6 protein-coding genes (1 of these 6 only partly in view) are annotated in these 15,960 nt (G+C 70.7%); 1 reads left to right on the top strand and 5 read right to left on the bottom strand.

What is annotated here, in order from left to right:
- The 3 genes in view from BS72_RS14245 to BS72_RS14255 are tightly spaced (at most 45 nt apart) and all read right to left on the bottom strand, a layout consistent with a single transcriptional unit that may run on beyond the window.
- Positions 1–8,458 carry the 5' end (the start) of a hypothetical protein gene (locus tag BS72_RS14245; protein WP_157856226.1) on the bottom strand. It extends 38,135 nt beyond the left edge of the window, so 8,458 of the gene's 46,593 nt are visible here — the first part of the coding sequence; it begins with the start codon at positions 8,456–8,458; its stop codon lies beyond the left edge, outside the window.
- A 45-nt stretch (positions 8,459–8,503) separates the two neighbouring features.
- The gene (locus tag BS72_RS14250) at positions 8,504–9,091 is read right to left on the bottom strand and encodes a WXG100 family type VII secretion target (RefSeq protein WP_157856227.1); all 588 of its coding nucleotides are present in this window, start codon (positions 9,089–9,091) and stop codon (positions 8,504–8,506) included.
- A complete protein-coding gene (locus tag BS72_RS14255; protein WP_037910846.1) occupies positions 9,091–11,241 on the bottom strand; it encodes a WXG100 family type VII secretion target in 2,151 nt (716 codons plus the stop codon). The genes BS72_RS14250 and BS72_RS14255 overlap by 1 nt, the downstream gene beginning before the upstream one ends.
- A gap of 264 nt (positions 11,242–11,505) precedes the next feature.
- On the opposite strand from BS72_RS14255, the gene BS72_RS14260 reads away from it, so the two are divergent.
- Positions 11,506–12,339, top strand: a complete 834-nt coding sequence (locus tag BS72_RS14260) for a hypothetical protein (protein ID WP_037910848.1) — start codon at positions 11,506–11,508, stop codon at positions 12,337–12,339.
- Here the strand turns inward: BS72_RS14260 and BS72_RS14265 are convergent.
- Both BS72_RS14265 and BS72_RS14270 read right to left on the bottom strand, forming a co-directional pair.
- Positions 12,334–15,087 carry a right-handed parallel beta-helix repeat-containing protein gene (locus BS72_RS14265; RefSeq protein ID WP_037910851.1) on the bottom strand — a complete coding sequence of 918 codons (2,754 nt, stop codon included), beginning with the start codon at positions 15,085–15,087 and terminating at the stop codon, positions 12,334–12,336. The two genes, BS72_RS14260 and BS72_RS14265, sit on opposite strands and share 6 nt — an antisense overlap.
- Before the next feature lie 46 nt (positions 15,088–15,133).
- The gene (locus BS72_RS14270) at positions 15,134–15,928 is read right to left on the bottom strand and encodes a hypothetical protein (RefSeq protein WP_037910852.1); all 795 of its coding nucleotides are present in this window, start codon (positions 15,926–15,928) and stop codon (positions 15,134–15,136) included.
- Between the last annotated feature and the right edge of the window lie 32 nt (positions 15,929–15,960).

The raw sequence follows: 15,960 nt of genomic DNA on the forward strand, positions 1-15,960 counted from the left end.
GGTCGAAGCGGTCCCACAGCGGCGCGGTCACCCTTTCCAGCCATCCCGGCAGCTGGGAGCCGTCGGAGGCACGGTCGCCGATCGCCGACGGCCGGCCGTTCGGCTCGGCGGCCAGCGCGTCGTACAGCGCCGATTCGTAGTCCCCGATGACGCGGGCGTGGACGGCATCGGCTGCCGCCCTGGCCGTCTCCGCGTCCGCCGCGAGCCGCGACCAGCCTGCCTCGCCGGCCCAGGTGCGGTGGCTGCGCCGGAACGCCTCCAGGCCGACCGCCACCTCCGCCTGCCACCGCAGGTCGCCACCGACCTGGTCGTCGGGGCCGCCGCGACGGGACCGCGTGCCGCCGGCGTCCCCGTCCGGCTCGCCCGTGCCCTCGCGCCGGACGACCTGCCCGTCCTCGGCCAGCACGCCGGCGCCCGGCCCGTCCTCGGCCAGCGCGCCCGCGCCCACGCCCGGCCCGTCCTCGCCCAGCGCGCCCGCGCTTCGGGCGCCCGCGCCCAGCGCGTCGCCGTCCGTGAGGGCGTCGGTGAACTGCCGCTGGATGGACGCCTGTTCCCTCTCCCACGCGGCCTGCCGCCAGTCGTCGGCCGCCGTCCGCTCGGGTGCGGGGGCAAACTCGCGCCCGGCGCTCTCCGCGGCCCGGGAGGCGGCGGCCCTCGCCTGGACGTAGTCGGCGCGGAGCCCGTCGACCCGCGCGGCGTGCCACTGGTCGGCCAGGGACGTCGCGTCCGTGGCCGGCAGGTCCCCGGCGTGGTGGTCGAGGAGCTGCTGGAACTCCGACTCCGCCGCGTGGCGTTCCGCCGCGACCTCGGCGAGCGCGTCGAGCCGGCCCCCCAGAATGTCCAGGGCTCCGGACCGCTCCCACTGCGGCAGGAGGGAAAGCGCTCCCTCGGTCCGCCGGGTGAGCGCGCTCTGCTCCCGGCGGTACCAGCCGGCCAGGTCCGACGACCAGTCCTCCCCCGCCGGACGGTCGGCGGCGGCCCGGTCGAGGTCGCGGACGAGTGCCCCGGCCGCCTCGGCACGCTCCAGCAACTGGTGGGCCTGCTCGTAGGCGGCGTCGTCCAGCCGGGCCGACTGCACCGGGTCCCCGGTGCGGTCGAGGGCGAGCCAGTCCTCCGCGTACTGCTGCCGCAAGCGGTCGCGCTCCCGCGCGTACCAGGCGCGGGCCTCGGGGCTCAGCTCGGCGGACGGCCGGTTCAGGTCGCGCGGGCTGCCGTCCTGCCTCCGGCTCCCGGAAAGGGCCCCGTCGAAGGCGTCCGAGGCGGCGACCCGGTCCCGCTGCTCCTGGGCCACCCGGAGGAGCCCCGCCCGGTACCGCGCCGTCAGACGGGCGCCCGCCCCGGCCGGGTGCTCCGTACCCGCGAGCCCGTCCGGGCCGAGGTGCGGGGCGGCCTCCTCCGCGAAGCGCCGGCCCATGAGGGTCCGCTCCCGCAGCGGCATGCTCGCGAACGCCGTCGAGAGGTGCTCCCCCTCGTACGAGGCGTGCACCACATCGGACCTGAAGATGGTGTACAGGCGGGCGGTACGGGCGGAAGCGTCCAGCCTCTGGTCCAGTTCTCCGGCGAGACCCGCCCGGTCCGCGTCCGACCGCCTGGTCCACTCGTCCGCGAACCACTCGCGCGCCTCGGCCGTCTCCGTGGCCCCGTCCCGGAGCCAGGAGCTCTCGGTCAGCTCCGTGCGGTCCGGCCGCAGGTCGAGCCGCCGGCCGAACTCCGCGTAGCCCTGGTCCCGCAGCTCGGTCGCCGAGTGGAGGCCGGAGAGATCCTGGCCGACCCGCAGGGCGGCCGCCGAGTCGGGCAGCGGCCTGACCGACGGCTCGACGTGCTCCGCCGCCCCCGCGTGCTCGGACAGCGGCTCGTGCCCCGCGGAGGCGTCGGTGTCCCGGGCCGCGCCCTGCTCCGAGGCCCCCGCCTCGGTCCGGGCCCTGGTCCCGATCTCCGCCGGTAGAAACTCGTCGCGGCCCTCGGCTGCCTGTCCGTCCGCCTGGCGCGGGTCCCGCTCCTGCCGCAGCCGGCTCCGGAAGGCGTCGCCGTCCGCCCGCTCCCGGTCCAGGGCCGCGCCCAGATCCCGCCCGGACGGGCCGTACACCAGGTTGAAGAGCCTGGCCGAATCCTCGCGGTAGGCCGTCGCCAGCTCATCCGTCGAAAGCGCGCCCGCGCCGGCGCCCCTGACGCCCGGGCCGGTCCCCTCGGCGGCGGACTCGGTGATCCGGTGGAACTCGGTGCCCGCCTCGCGCAGCGCCTCCTCCAACGCCCCCTCGAAGGCGATCCGGTCCGGCAGCGACCGCATCCGCGGCTCGAAGTCCGCACGCCAGAACGTCTGCTCGCGTTCGGCCAGTTCCGCCGCGGACCACCGCTCACCCTGCTCCGGCAGGCCGACGCGTTCGCGATAGGCATCGGCGACCGCCGAGACGACGTCGTCACGGACCCGCTGGACGACCCGGGCGTCGGCCGCCGACTGGGCGCCCAGGCGGTCGGCCAGCTCTCCGATCCGGTCATGGGCGCGCCGGGCCACGTCGTTCATGCCGGCGTACAGGTCGTAGCGGGCCGGCAGCGCACGCACGAGCCCGAGGTGGGCTTCGGACAGAGCGGCGATGTGCACGTCCCAGCCGGCGGGGTCGGTGTCCGCGAGCGGGCGGCCGCCGTGCAGTTCGGCGCTCACCCTCCGGAGCTCCGCCTCGTGGTCTGCGAGCACCTGCCGCTCGATATCGACCCCTTCAGCCTCTCCACTGACCCGGGCCCGGACGCCCGTACCGGCGAACTCCGACGTGTAGTCCGTGAGTTCGCGGCGGGCGGCGTGCGTCAGGCCCCGAATGGCGGCGCTGGTCTCCAGCCGGCCGGCCCAGCGCGCGGTCAGCTCCGCCACCTGGCCGTCGAGCTGCTCCATCGCTTCGGCGGCCCGGCCGGGCGGCAGCGTGGAGGTGCGGCGGCCGTCGGGCAGCGTCGCGGTCGCACGGGCGTAGTCGTCGAGGAACGCCGACTGCAACGCGTGCCACTCCGGCGACGCCTTGCTCAGGCCCTTGGCCTCGGCCATGGAGTGGAAGAGGGAACCGCCGTTCCGCGCTATGGCGAGCTGGGTGTGCAGCTCGTCCGTGCGGACCCGCAGCCAGCGATCGAGATCCCGGTTCAGCGCGCTCCAGGTCATTTCGTCGCGGCTCAGCCGCCCGTCGGCGCGCGCCGCCTCCCGAGGACCGCTCAACACCTCCCAGCTGTCCACGAGTTGGTGGACCTTGGCGTTGACCTCCTGCATGAGCTCGGCCCTGACCCTGGCCTCGGCGGCGAGTGACGACTCCAGGTCGCCCCGGTACCGCTCCGGACCGCGCGGGGCCTGGGTTCCGTCCTCCGACGCCGACGCGTCGACGGGCTCGTCCCGGTCGACGGACGAACGGACACCACTCGCCGCCGGCACCAGCGCGTCGGACGCACCCGCGTCCTGGAGCGGCTGGACCTCCGACGCCGACGCGTCGACGGGCTCGTCGCGGTCCCCGGCCGACCGGATGCTCCTCGGCACCAGCGCCAGCGCGTCGGACGCACCCGCGTCCTGGAGCGGCTGGGCCTCCGACGACGACGCGCCGGCAGGCTCGTCCCGGTCCCCGGCCGACCGGATGTCCTCCGCCGCCGGAGCCGGCGTCTCGGACGCGCCCGCTTCCTCGCGGCGGCTGCGCTCTGCCTCCCAGAAGGTGCGCAGCTCCTCCTCCGTCTGGGGGCGGTTCTGCTCGTCCGCGCGGTGGATGAGCTCGTTGACGTCCTCGTACGCCGGGTCCGCGGACGGCTGGACCTCCGACGCCGTCGCGCCGGCGGACTCGTCCAGGTCCGCAGACGAACGGATCCCCCTCGGCGCCAGCCCGTCGGACGCACCCGCGCCCTGGGTCCGGAGCTGCTCCTCGCCCCGGGCCGCGGCCGGCCGGATCCCCCTCGGCGCCAGCACCAGCGCGTCGGACCCGCCCTCGTCCTGGCGGGGCCGCTCCTGGTCCTGGCGGAGGCGCTGCTCCGCGTCCAGGCGGTGGAGGACCTGGTCGATCCTGTCGTTCAGCTGCTCCCGGCGCAGCTGGATCTCCGCCGCCACCCGGTAGTAGTCCGACCGCTTGCTGTCCAGGGCTTCGCTCATCCGGGTGTGGATGCGCGTGCCCTGGGCCCTGATGCCGCTGCCGCTGTCCAGGGCGTCCTTGCGCGCGGCGAACCAGTCGGCGGCGTCGTGGCGGAACGGACGCGGGTGCATGGCGAACCGGGTGTCCTCCCGCACCATGGTGCGCGCGACCTCCACCGGGGAGAGGGAACGGTCGGCGAACGGGAACACGTGGTCGATACGCCCCACCAGTTCCTCGACCGAGGGCAGCCTGCCGCCCTGCCCGCCGGGGCGCTCCCGCTCCGCGGACGCCGCCCGGCGGTAGGCGTCGGCCACCGCGTCGAGGTGCTCCTCCGGCACGCCCGCCCTCCTGGCCCAGCCCCTCGGGGTGGCCCGCTCGTCCACGTGCAGCAGCCGCGCGGCGAGCTCGGACGCCGACACCCTGGACTCTCCGCCCAGCAGCCCGTCGAGCTCGTCGGCCAGCCGGTCCGACAGCGGCCTGGGCGCGCTCTCCGGCGTCCGCCCCGCCCGGCTGAGGTCCAGTTGCCGCGCCACCTCGGCCCGGTAGGCGTCCGTGACCTCGTGGGTCCGGTCGATCACCGCGTCCACCAGGTGGTCCGGCACCCCGGCCTCGCGCACCACGGCATCGACGTCGGTGTACGGCTGCGGCCCGGGCTGGCGGCCGGCGTTGGCCGGATCGTCACGGTATGCCTGGTAACCCTCCCACGCCTCGCGAGCCCGCGCCGCCCGCTGCCGACCGGCGGCCACCGCCTTCGCGTGTTCGCCCTGAAGCTCGGCGCCGAGCCGGCTCCGCAGGTCCTCCCAGGTCTGGTGGCGGGCCGCGTTGTCGTCGAGGTGGACGAAGGAACTCGGCGCCTCGGCTTCCGCCGGCCGCTCCGGCGCTGCGGTGGCGTGGACATCGTCCGGCTCCCCGTCCCGAAGGACGTCGGAACCGGCCCCCTGGGGGTCTTCGGGCGCTGTGCCTTCCGATGTCCCGTCGCGTTCCGCCCCCGGACGGGAGGTTTCCGCCGCCGAGGACGACGAGAAGTGCGCCGGCTCGTACACCGGCTCGCTGTCGGCCTCGTCCTCCACGGTCGCGGAACGCGACGTGCGGGAGGACTCCGCTTCCACGGTGCCCGGCCGACCGGACGGGACCGACGACACAGGCCCACCGGTCAGGCCGACGGCACCGTCCCCACCGGGCCGCGCCAGCCTGGCGCTGCGCTGTATGTACCGGAACTCGGAGGACGCGGCGGATCCGAAGGACTCCACGGAGTCCACGGAGTCCGCGGAGCCGATGCTCGACACCGACGGATTGCGGCTCAGCCCCTGTTCGCCGGGGGCCGGCTCGAAGTCCGGCGACAGCCCATCGGCATCCGCCTCGTAGTGCTCCCAGTCCGCTCCCGGGCGCGCCTGAGAACTCGTCTGTACGGGCGGTTCCGAGGACGTACCCGTCTCGTGGAGGTCCGACACCGACGCATCGCTGCCTGCCTCGTCCTCCACGGTCGCGGAACGCGACGTACGGGAGGACTCCCCGTCCACGGCGCCCGGCCGACCGGACGGGACCGACGACACAGGCCCACCGGTCAGGCCGACGGCACCGTCCCCACCGGGCCGCTCATCCCCAGCCCCCGCCGCACCCCGCCTCCGGCTGGCCATGATCTCAGCGGAGTCAGCGGAGTCGATGGAGTCGATGGAGTCGATGGACGAGGTCGAGGGGCGCCGCCCCCGACCCGAGCCAGTGGCACCCGGTCCGTAGGCAGGCGACGACCCGTCGGTACCCGCCTGGTAGTGCTCCCACGCCTCCTTCGGGCGCGCCCCGGAACCCAGCGGCACGGCCGGTTCCGACGACGCCGGACTCGACGTCTCCGCCTCGCGGACGTCCGACACCACCGCATCGCGGCCGGCCCCGTCCTCCACCGCCGCGGAACGCGACGTACGGGAGGACTCCCCGTCCGCAGTGTCCGGGCGGCCCGACGGGACCGACGACGCAGGCCGACCGGCCCGGCCAGCCGCACCCCCCTCACCGCCCTGTTGCAGGTCGGCCCTCCGAGTCTCCCGGAACTCGGCGGAGGCGGCGGAGCCGACTCTCGACGCCGACGGATTCCGGCTCGGACCCGGGTCGGCGGGGGTCGGCTCGGAGGCCGACGATCCCCGACCTGCGTCCTGTCGGGCAGAGTGGTAGCTGGACTCGGTGCCCGACGGCCTGGAACCGGTCTGGGGGTTCCCGCCCGGTTCGGACGGCGGCCGGGTCGACATCTCCCCGCCGGTGCGGGCCGATGCCGCCGACCCCAGGGTCTCCTGCGCGTGGCCTGGCGCCCGCGAGAAGGCCGGCGATCCGCCTTCGGGACCTTCCGTGGTCGGCGCCTCACCCTGGTTCCTACCCGCCGGGGCCGCGGTGGACGGCCCCCTCTCCGGGTTCACCTGCCGCGAGCTCGCCCCGGGCTCCGCCGTTCTCGGCGCCCCGGTCAGCGGCTGGGCGTTCGCCGCTTCCTCTGCCGTATGGACGGAATCGGACTCCGAACCCTCGTTGGTGGTGGAGGGCCGCGAGGTCCGGGGGGCGGTGTGCGACGCCGACGGAGACTCCGCGGTCGGACGGCCACTCGCCGCCCGGGTATCCGCGGTCTCCGGACGGCCGGAGGGCAACGGGGTGGTCCCTGTCTGCCGCGAGCTCTCCTCCTGGACGGAGGTACTCAGGGGCGACCTGCTGCCGAGCTCCCTCGGCGCCGTGGTGCCCGGCTCTGCTTCCGGCCTCGCCGTGGTGCCCGGCTCTGCTTCCGGCCTCGCCGTGGTGCGCGCGGAGCCCGACGAGTGCACGTCCTCTACCCCGGAGGAGAGCCTGCTGGACGGCAGCGTCCCGTGCGAGGCGGCCGTGTCGGTCGGATGGGACTGGTCGAGCTGAGCACCGCTCGGCTGACCCGCCGTCCGTGTCTGCACGTCATCGACGGTGAGGCGGGACGTCGCGCCCTGGTTCGCCAGATCCTGTCCGCGCGCCCCGGGAGTACCCGAGCCGATGGCGTCCGGGGAGCCGCCGGTCCCCTCCGTCGTCGGGACACGACCGGGCTCCGCGCCCCCGTACAGCGAGGAGGAGGGCCGTACGGGCGAGGCGCTGATGTCCGACCCCGGCGCGGACTCCCCGCTCGGCTGACTTCTGCCACCCTGGCTCACGGGACGGACGATCGGCTGGATCGTTCTCGGCTGGCCGCTCCCGATACCGCTGCCGTTGACCGGCCGCGCTGTGCTGCCTTCCCCGAATCCGCCGTTCCTCAGGCCGGAGTTGAGGATGGGCCGACCGCCCGAGTCGGTGATCGGGCGGTTGCCCCCCACGAGGCCACCGCTGTCGGACGGGGTCAATCCGCTCGGGCGGCCGGAACCGAAGTCGTACGAACCGCCGTTGGTGCCGGACCTGGTACCGGAGACGCCCGAAGGGCTGACGCTGTTGACCTCGCCGGGGTCGAACTTCGGAATCTTGAACTTCAGTGAGTTCCTGGCCGAGTTCAGCCCCATCTGCATGCCCACGCCCGCGGCGCCCATGAACGGAGCCATCGCGAGACCGGTGGCAAGGAAGTTGATCCATCCCTGCGCGTCGGTCGGTATCGGCTTCCAGTCCTTCCAGTCGGTCGTGATCCCCGCAGCCGCGTTGGCCGCCGCGGTCGAAGCGGCGCTCACGCCGACGAAGTCCGCACCGTAGACGACGATATTGACCGGGACCGTGATCGCGCCGGAGGGCTTGTTCATCGCGTCCTCGGCCGCCCTCGCGGCGGCGGCCGCGGCACTGGAGCTGGCCTCGCTCTCCAGGCCCAGGTACTTGCCGATCTGCCCGACGGTTTGCACGACGCTGGAGGTGATGTTACCGATGCCCTCGGTGAGCTGGCCCAACGCCTCGGTGGTCTGCCCGATCAGCTCGGAAAGGACGGGAATGGTGTCCGCGAGTTCGCTGGCCAGAGCTCCGAGCCGGCTCAGCCCCAACGCCAGAATTTCACTGAGTATCTCGGAGAGGCCGGACAGGAAGGGGCCGGTGATAAACCCGAAGATGGTGCCGAAGATCAGACCGAGAAGCTGGGAGATCGCGGCTTTCGCCTCTGCCACCAGCTGCTCGTGCAGCATCATGGCGAAGTAATTGATCTGCTCGCCCAGTTCCCAGATGTGCGAACAGCAGTTTTCCACAACGCCGCGAAGCCCCGCCTCCGCGGCGTTGGGGCCGTTGTTGTTCATGAAGGCGAACGACATGGCCTCGGCGGCCTCGCCCGTCCACTCGCCGTTGAGGGCGAAGAGGGCGCCGTCCATGTCCCGGATGTGCTGGTCCAGTTGGTCCCCGAAGGTGATCCACGCGTTGCCGAGCGCAATAACGGGCGCCGGGTCGAACGACTCGTTATTGCCGTCTTTCTCTGACATCGCGCGCGAGGGCCTCTACTGTGTGGATAGTACGGGGAGAGAATGTCAGAACGTCTCGTTGATCGACGTCGTGTGATAGTGCGAGTTCTGGTCCTGGACGTCGGTCGTGTTCGCGGGAGCAGCGGAGTCGGTGTCGCCACCATCGCCAGATGCATTGTTCGCACCGTCGGCGTCAAACCCGAGGTAGACCTTCGGCGGCAAACTGCCCACCAAGGTTTCGAGGTCGATATCGGTTTGATCCAAAGAACTCTCCAGCGGCTCCAGATAGTCGAAAACGCCCTCCATCCGGGCCTGGAACTCGGCGAAGGAGTTGGAAACGGAGCGGTCACCACGGCCGTAGATCACCGCAGCCGACTGGATCCCCTGTGCGAACCGGTAGAGAATGCCCAGATCAGGATTATCATTCGTGCCGAAGAGTTTTACCCACGCCTCGTCCCACTTTTCGGCGAAGTCCTCCTGCTCTTTCTGCGCCGCACCCACCCAGCTCAGCCTGAGGTCTGCCAGACTCGTGTTGATGGCGGATATGCGGTCGACGATACCGTCCATGATGCTGAGCACCTCCGCTCCGCTCTGATCCACGGCATGCGGATCGACGGAGACGACCGCGTTGTCCCAGTCAGCTGGGAGTGCCATCACTTGCCCCCGGTTTCGTACTTGAAGTTGTCGAGGTTCTTCTGCTCTTGCTCAGCGTAGTTGTCGTGCGACCGCTGAACCCGAGCGGAGATGTTCGCCACGAGATCCACCAGGTTGTCCAGTGCGGTTGTCACCTGCGTGGATATGTCGGAGAAGGTGTCACCCGCCGGCGATTTCCAAGAGTGTTCGACAAGTCGAATCTGCTCCCGGATCGACTCCCTGTAGTCGCTCAGATCCACATTTTTTTTGTTGATCAGGTCGACGCAGTCCAGCATCTGCTGCAGATCGACCTTCCAGCCCTTCTCGGTCAGCACAAAGCCTGAACCGTCATCAAACATCAAGGCGCCGTCCGCGTCCCTGAACGTGCCGTGAGTGATGCCGTTCGCGCCCACGTAGTAGCCGTCCCCCGATGAGCTGGTGAAAATTCCGGAGAACTGGTCCATACTGCCGTTCACCACGGTCTTTCCATCCAAGACGATGGTGGAGCCGTCCTCCGAGTAGAAGTCGTCCCCGGTCATATAGCCATATACGACCTGTCCACTCGGCAGGGTGACGGAGGTGCCATTGGGTAGAAAGTGGGCGTCCTTCCCGGAAGTCGTGATACCGTGCTCGATCTTTCCAGTCGCGTCGATATAGGTCTTCCCGTCCTCCGAGATGAACCCACCGTCAGCGGTTTTATTACCCCAATACGTCACACCGTCACTGCCGACCTTCAGCATCAGGAACTTGTCGTCCACGGTCTTCCCGTGATCGACATCTCCATTCGCTTCGATATAGGTCTTCCCGTCCTCCGAGATGAACCCACCGTCGTCGGTCTCCGAACCCCAATACGTCACACCATCATTGCCGACCCTCGACTTCAGGAAAGTACCGTCCGGCAGCACCTTCCCGTGTTCAACCGTCCCGTCCGGCCGAACAACCACCGACTTGTCCGACGAAACCAAACCACCGTCGTCAGTCTCCGAACCCCAATACGTCACACCATCCTTGCCCACCTTCTCCGCAAGGAAAGAACCATCCGGCAACACCCGCCCATGCTCAACCGTCCCATCCGGCCGAACAACCACCGACTTGTCCGACGAAACCAAACCACCGTCGTCAGTCTCCGAACCCCAATACGTCACACCATCCTTGCCCACCTTCTCCGCAAGGAAAGAACCATCCGGCAACACCCGCCCATGCTCAACCGTCCCATCCGGCCGAACAACCACCGACTTGTCCGACGAAACCAAACCACCGTCGTCAGTCTCCGAACCCCAATACGTCACACCATCCTTGCCCACCTTCTCCGCAAGGAAAGAACCATCCGGCAACACCCGCCCATGCTCAACCGTCCCATCCGGCCGAACAACCACCGACTTATCCGACGAAACCAAACCACCGTCGTCAGTCTCCGAACCCCAATACGTCACACCATCCTTGCCCACCTTCTCCGCAAGGAAAGAACCATCCGGCAACACCCGCCCATGCTCAACCGTCCCATCCGGCCGAACAACCACCGACTTATCCGACGAAACCAAACCACCGTCGTCAGTCTCCGAACCCCAATACGTCACACCATCCTTGCCCACCTTCTCCGCAAGGAAAGAACCATCCGGCAACACCCGCCCATGCTCAACCGTCCCATCCGGCCGAACAACCACCGACTTATCCGACGAAACCAAACCACCGTCGTCAGTCTCCGAACCCCAATACGTCACACCATCCTTGCCCACCTTCTCCGCAAGGAAAGAACCATCCGGCAACACCCGCCCATGCTCAACCGTCCCATCCGGCCGAACAACCACCGACTTATCCGACGAAACCAAACCACCGTCGTCAGTCTCCGAACCCCAATACGTCACACCATCCTTACCGACCTTCTCCGCAAGGAAAGAACCATCCGGCAACACCCGCCCATGCTCAACCGTCCCATCCGGCCGAACAACCACCGACTTATCCGACGAAACCAAACCACCGTCGTCAGTCTCCGAACCCCAATACGTCACACCATCCTTACCGACCTTCTCCGCAAGGAAAGAACCATCCGGCAACACCTTCCCATGCTCCGGCACACCCTGAGCCGGGACGTACCAGGTGCCGTCGTCCGACAGGAAGGACCCGTCCGACTGGAGCGTCCCGGACACGTGGTGGCCGTTGATGGTCCGCACGCTCTCGTGGGAGGGCTGTTCGGGGGTCTCTGATGACGGTGTCGTCACGCCATGTCTCCGCTCTCACTCCGCACCCACGGTGGCCTCTCAGGGTATGGAACGTTCATGAACCTTCGGTAGGCCCACTTCGGGGCGCGACACGGACGTCCTGGAAAGGGGACGTCGCCCGCCCACAGGGGCATGGGCAGACTGGCACAGTTGACTGGTGGGCTGCGACGAGCCCTACGGGCCGGCGGTCCGGGAGCAGAGAGAGGTGCACTGCCGATGGTCTCCGACTACGATGCGATCAAGTCCAAGTACCAGGAAAAGCCATGGGAACCGACGGTCGACAACTCCAAGGACTCGCAGAAGAAGGCCGGCGAGGACTACACGGCCGTTTACGGCGGTACCGTCAACACCGGGTCGGATTCAGACTCGGACTCAAGCTCGGGCTCGACCCCCAAGGACAGCCCCATACCGACCCTGTCGTCGTCCTACACCGCAGCCCCCAGTTTCATCCCGGTGAGCCCCCCACCCAGCTCGTCGAAACCTTTCGCCACGTCAACTTCGGTGGAGAACGGCGCGTTCTCCGTCAACCTGGCAGCCCTGCGCTCGGCTGAACAGAGCTGCCTGGACTCGACTGCGGCGACGATCTCCGAACTCGAGATCCTGAAGAACGAGGTCTCGAAGGCCAACGAACCGAACTTCTTCGGCCAGGAAGTGGGCCAGGAGACCTCCACTCCGACGACCAACGGCAGCGGATCAAGCACCGTTGAGCAGGGGTACTCTCACCACTGGCTACCTGGTGACACCGATCAGAGCTCCAAGGACTACGCCGCGTCGATCATCCCGGCGATGCACACCATGCTGGCCCAGATCGGCGGCGTGGTCGAGGCCATGGGTCAGTTCAACGCGCTGCTCAACAACGCCGGCCAGACGTACGCCGTCATGGACAGCAACGCCGCGTTCACGGACACCTCCACGATGTCGGACAGCACCGCCGCGCAGGACTGGAAGAAGGAAGTGGAGGAGGCGAAGGAGGCGAAGGCGGCATCGGAGCTGAAGCCGACAACGCCGGTAACGGGGCCGCCGCAAACGCCGATAACGGCGTCGTCATAGGGGTAGGTCGGCGGGGAGCAGCGTCACCAGGTCCTCGGTGCTCGGGGCCGTCATCTCGACCACTCGGCGGGCGTGGTTCTCGGTCATGCGCTGGAACGTCTGCCGGGCGGTGCGGCCGTTGCCGAAGCGGTCGTCGCGGACCATCGACTCGAAGCAGCCGAGCAGTGCCGCGCTGGTCTCCGCGGGCAGTTCGTACTGGTGCTTGCCGGCCTGCCACTCGACGATGCGCACCAGCTCGGGACCGTCGTAGTCCTCGAAGACGAGGGTGCGGGTGAACCGGGAGGCCAGGCCGGGGTTGACGTCGATGAACCGCTCCATCTCCTCGGGGTAGCCGGCGACGATGACCACGACGTTGTCGCGGTGGTCCTCCATCAGCTTCACGAGGGTGGCGATGGCCTCGCGCCCGTAGTCGTTGCCGCTCTGGCCGCCGGGGGTCAGGGCGTAGGCCTCGTCGATGAACAGGACACCGCCGAGGGCCCGCCGGAAGATGGCGGTGGTCTTCGGCGCGGTGTGCCCGACGTACTCGCCGACGAGGGCTCCCCGGTCGGCCTCCACCAGGTGGCCGCGGGAGAGCAGGCCGACCGCGGCGAGGATGCGGCCGTAGAGGCGGGCGACGGTGGTCTTGCCGGTGCCGCTGTTCCCGGCGAAGACCAGGTGGCGGCTCAGCGGCGGGGAGGCGAGCCCGGCCTCGGTTCGCTGCCGGACCATCTGCATCACCTTGACCATGGTGCTGACGTCCTGCTTGACACCGTCCAGGCCGACCAGGCCCTCCAGTTCCGCCAGCACCTCGGCCAGGCTCTCGCTCCTGTCCTCCTGGGTGGCGGGTCCGGCCGGGGCGCCGTCATGGGCGGGCGCCGGTGCCCCGGCGGGGGTGGCCACGACGGGCACTCCGGGGCCGGGGGCGGACCCCGGTCCGGGGGCCGCGCCGGTGGCGCTCTCCGGGATCTCGCCGGCCTTCACGTCCCGCACCTGGCAGGACAGGAACGTCGGCTCGGCGCCGTCCGCGAGCTTCACCGCCTCGTCGGTGTCGTGGATGAGGCAGCCGCGCAGCAGCGGGGTGGCGGCGTCGCCGACGTAGACGGCGGGGAAGGCGGTGGCGCTGACGTCGCAGGAGTCGAAGCGCCCGGCGGCGCGGTCGGCGACGTAGAGGCCGTTCTTCGCGGTGCGGGTGATGGACACCCCGCGTACCCGGGGGGTGGCGCGTTCCTGCACCACCAGGCCGGTGCCCCGGGTGTCGGCGATGGTGGAGTCGGTCAGCCACAGCGAGGCGCGTTCCCGGACGAAGACGCCGGCCGCGCCGGTGTTGAGTATCCGGCTGTCGACGACCATCGCGGCGGTGTCCTTGGCGACGTCCAGGCCGATCCCGGTGCAGCCGTCCACCTCGCACTCGTCGAAGAGCGGCCGGTGCAGGGTTTCCAGGCTGATGCCGGTGCCCACCTTGCCTATGCGGCAGCGGCGGGCCGACAGGTCGCCGCCGTCGACGAGGACGCCGGCGAGTCCGGCGTCCTCGATCACGGTGTCCTCGACCAGGACCAGCGAGGAGCCGCCGCAGCGCAGCCCGTGCTCGGGTGTGCCGCGCAGCTCGCAGCGACGGACCGCCAGGCGGCTGCCGCCGTCGGCGTGCACCGCGGTGTACTTGGCGTCGCCGATCGAGGTGGTGTTGAGCGCGAGGCGGGCCGACTCGGTGACGTAGACGCCGTTGGCGGCGGTCCGGGTGACGGTGACCCGGTACACCTCGGCCAGGGCGGTGCCGCCCGCGGCGATCCCGGTGTCGGCGGTGTCGCTGATCGCGGTGGCCTCCACCCGCAGCCGGGCGTTGCCGCCGACCACGACGCCGGCCGCCCGTACGTCGCTGATCCGGCAGTCCACCAGAGAGGCGACGGACTGCCCGGTCACGTGCACCCCGTCCTTGGCGGTGCGCTCGACCCGGCAGCCGTGCAGGGTCACGCCGGACGATCCGCCCGCCGACATGCCCGCGCCGTCCCCGTCTTCGCTGCCCGCGCCCAGCTCCGCCGCCGCGGCCTGGCCGGGCGAGGTGCCGGCCGCCGCTCCGGCGTTGCCGGTGACGACGACGCCGACGCCCGCGCTGTCCTGGATGCGGCAGTCGCGCAGCACCGGCACCGCCGCCCCGTCGACGGCCACCGCCGCCGCGCCGGTGTGGCTGATCTCGCAGTCCTCGACGGTCGCGCGGGAGGAGCCGCTGAACCGCAGCCCGTGGCCGCCGGTCCTGGTCACCTTCGCCTGCCGCAGGACCGGGGCGGCGCCGTGGTCGGCGAAGACGCCCGCCGAGCGGATGTCGGCCACCACGGTCCGCTCGACCACGGCGGTGCTGTCGCCGCCGAGGTAGAGGCCCACCTCGCCGGTGTGGTGCACCTGGCAGTCGCGGAGCACGGGGGCCGCGGTCCCGGTCACGTGGACGGGGCCGCCGGTGATCTCGCACCCCTCGATCACGACCGTGCCGGCCCCGATCGCGACGGCGGGTTCGCCGTGCGGGCTCTCGATCACCAGGTCGCGGACGGTGCCGCCGCGGCCCTGCGCACTGAGCGCGGGGCCGTGGCCGCCGACGACGCGCACCGTGCCGGGGCCCTTCTCGGCGACCAGCGTGACGTCGCGGTCCAGCGTGATGTTCTCGGTGTACGTGCCGGCCTGGACCAGGATCACGGTTCCGGGTTCGGCGGCCCGGACCGCCGCCATGATCGTCCGGTGTCCGCCCCAGCCGCGCGGGCCCACCCGCAGCGTGGCCTTCACTCCGAGCCCCGTGCGGTGCCCTGGCGGGTGCTCGTCCGGCGTGGCCTCATAGCGCCTGGCAGGTGATCCGCACCTGCGCGACGGCGACATGGGCGTCCTTCGCGTCGGCGCCGTCCCGGGCACCGGCGTCGACCAGTTTCACCGTCACCACACCGGTCCTGACCTTGAACGGCTTGCCGCTCACCCACTGGCCGCGGTGGGTCACCTGGGAGACGGTGTATCCGCCGAACGGGGTGTCGGTGGAGCCGTATCCGTAGTCGGTCTGGAAGTAGTAGTAGTAGGCCGGGTCGCCGCCGACGTAGGTCCGCTGGGCGTTGTCCGGCACGTAGGTGTCGAGGGTGCACGACGCGCTGGTGTACGCCTGGCTGAAGTCGAAGTGCCACAGGGCGAAGCGGCTGTCGTCGTACGAGCTGGACTGGCCCGAGACCGGTATGGACAGGTAGCTGCCGGTGCAGCTGCCGCCGCTGTAGCCGCCCTTGGCGGAGCTGGACCAGCCGGTGGTCTGGTCGCTGTTGGTCCCGGAGTAGTAGCCGTACGCCGCGAAGCTGGCGGAGGCGGACGAGGCGCAGCCGGGGCCGGCCACCTCGGTCCAGGAGGTGCCGGACTGGGCGGCGCCCTGCCCGCCGGGGCTGCTGGGGGAGGCGATCGGCTTGACGTCCCCGGGCTCGGCGACGGCCCGGCCGCCGCCGAGCGCGCCGTTCAGGAGGGAGCCGAGGGCGGCGGCGACCATCACCGCGAAGCCGATGACGAGCACGCGGGCGCCCGAGTGGCCCGGCTTGGCGTCAGGCCGCACGGCCCGGTCGAACGCGGACGAGAATCCGCGCCAGTCCTCATCGTTCATACGCAGGCAGCGCTCCTCGTAGCCCGGTGTAG

The organism is Actinacidiphila yeochonensis CN732, from assembly GCF_000745345.1.
GTDB classification, from domain to species: Bacteria; Actinomycetota; Actinomycetes; order Streptomycetales; family Streptomycetaceae; genus Actinacidiphila; species Actinacidiphila yeochonensis.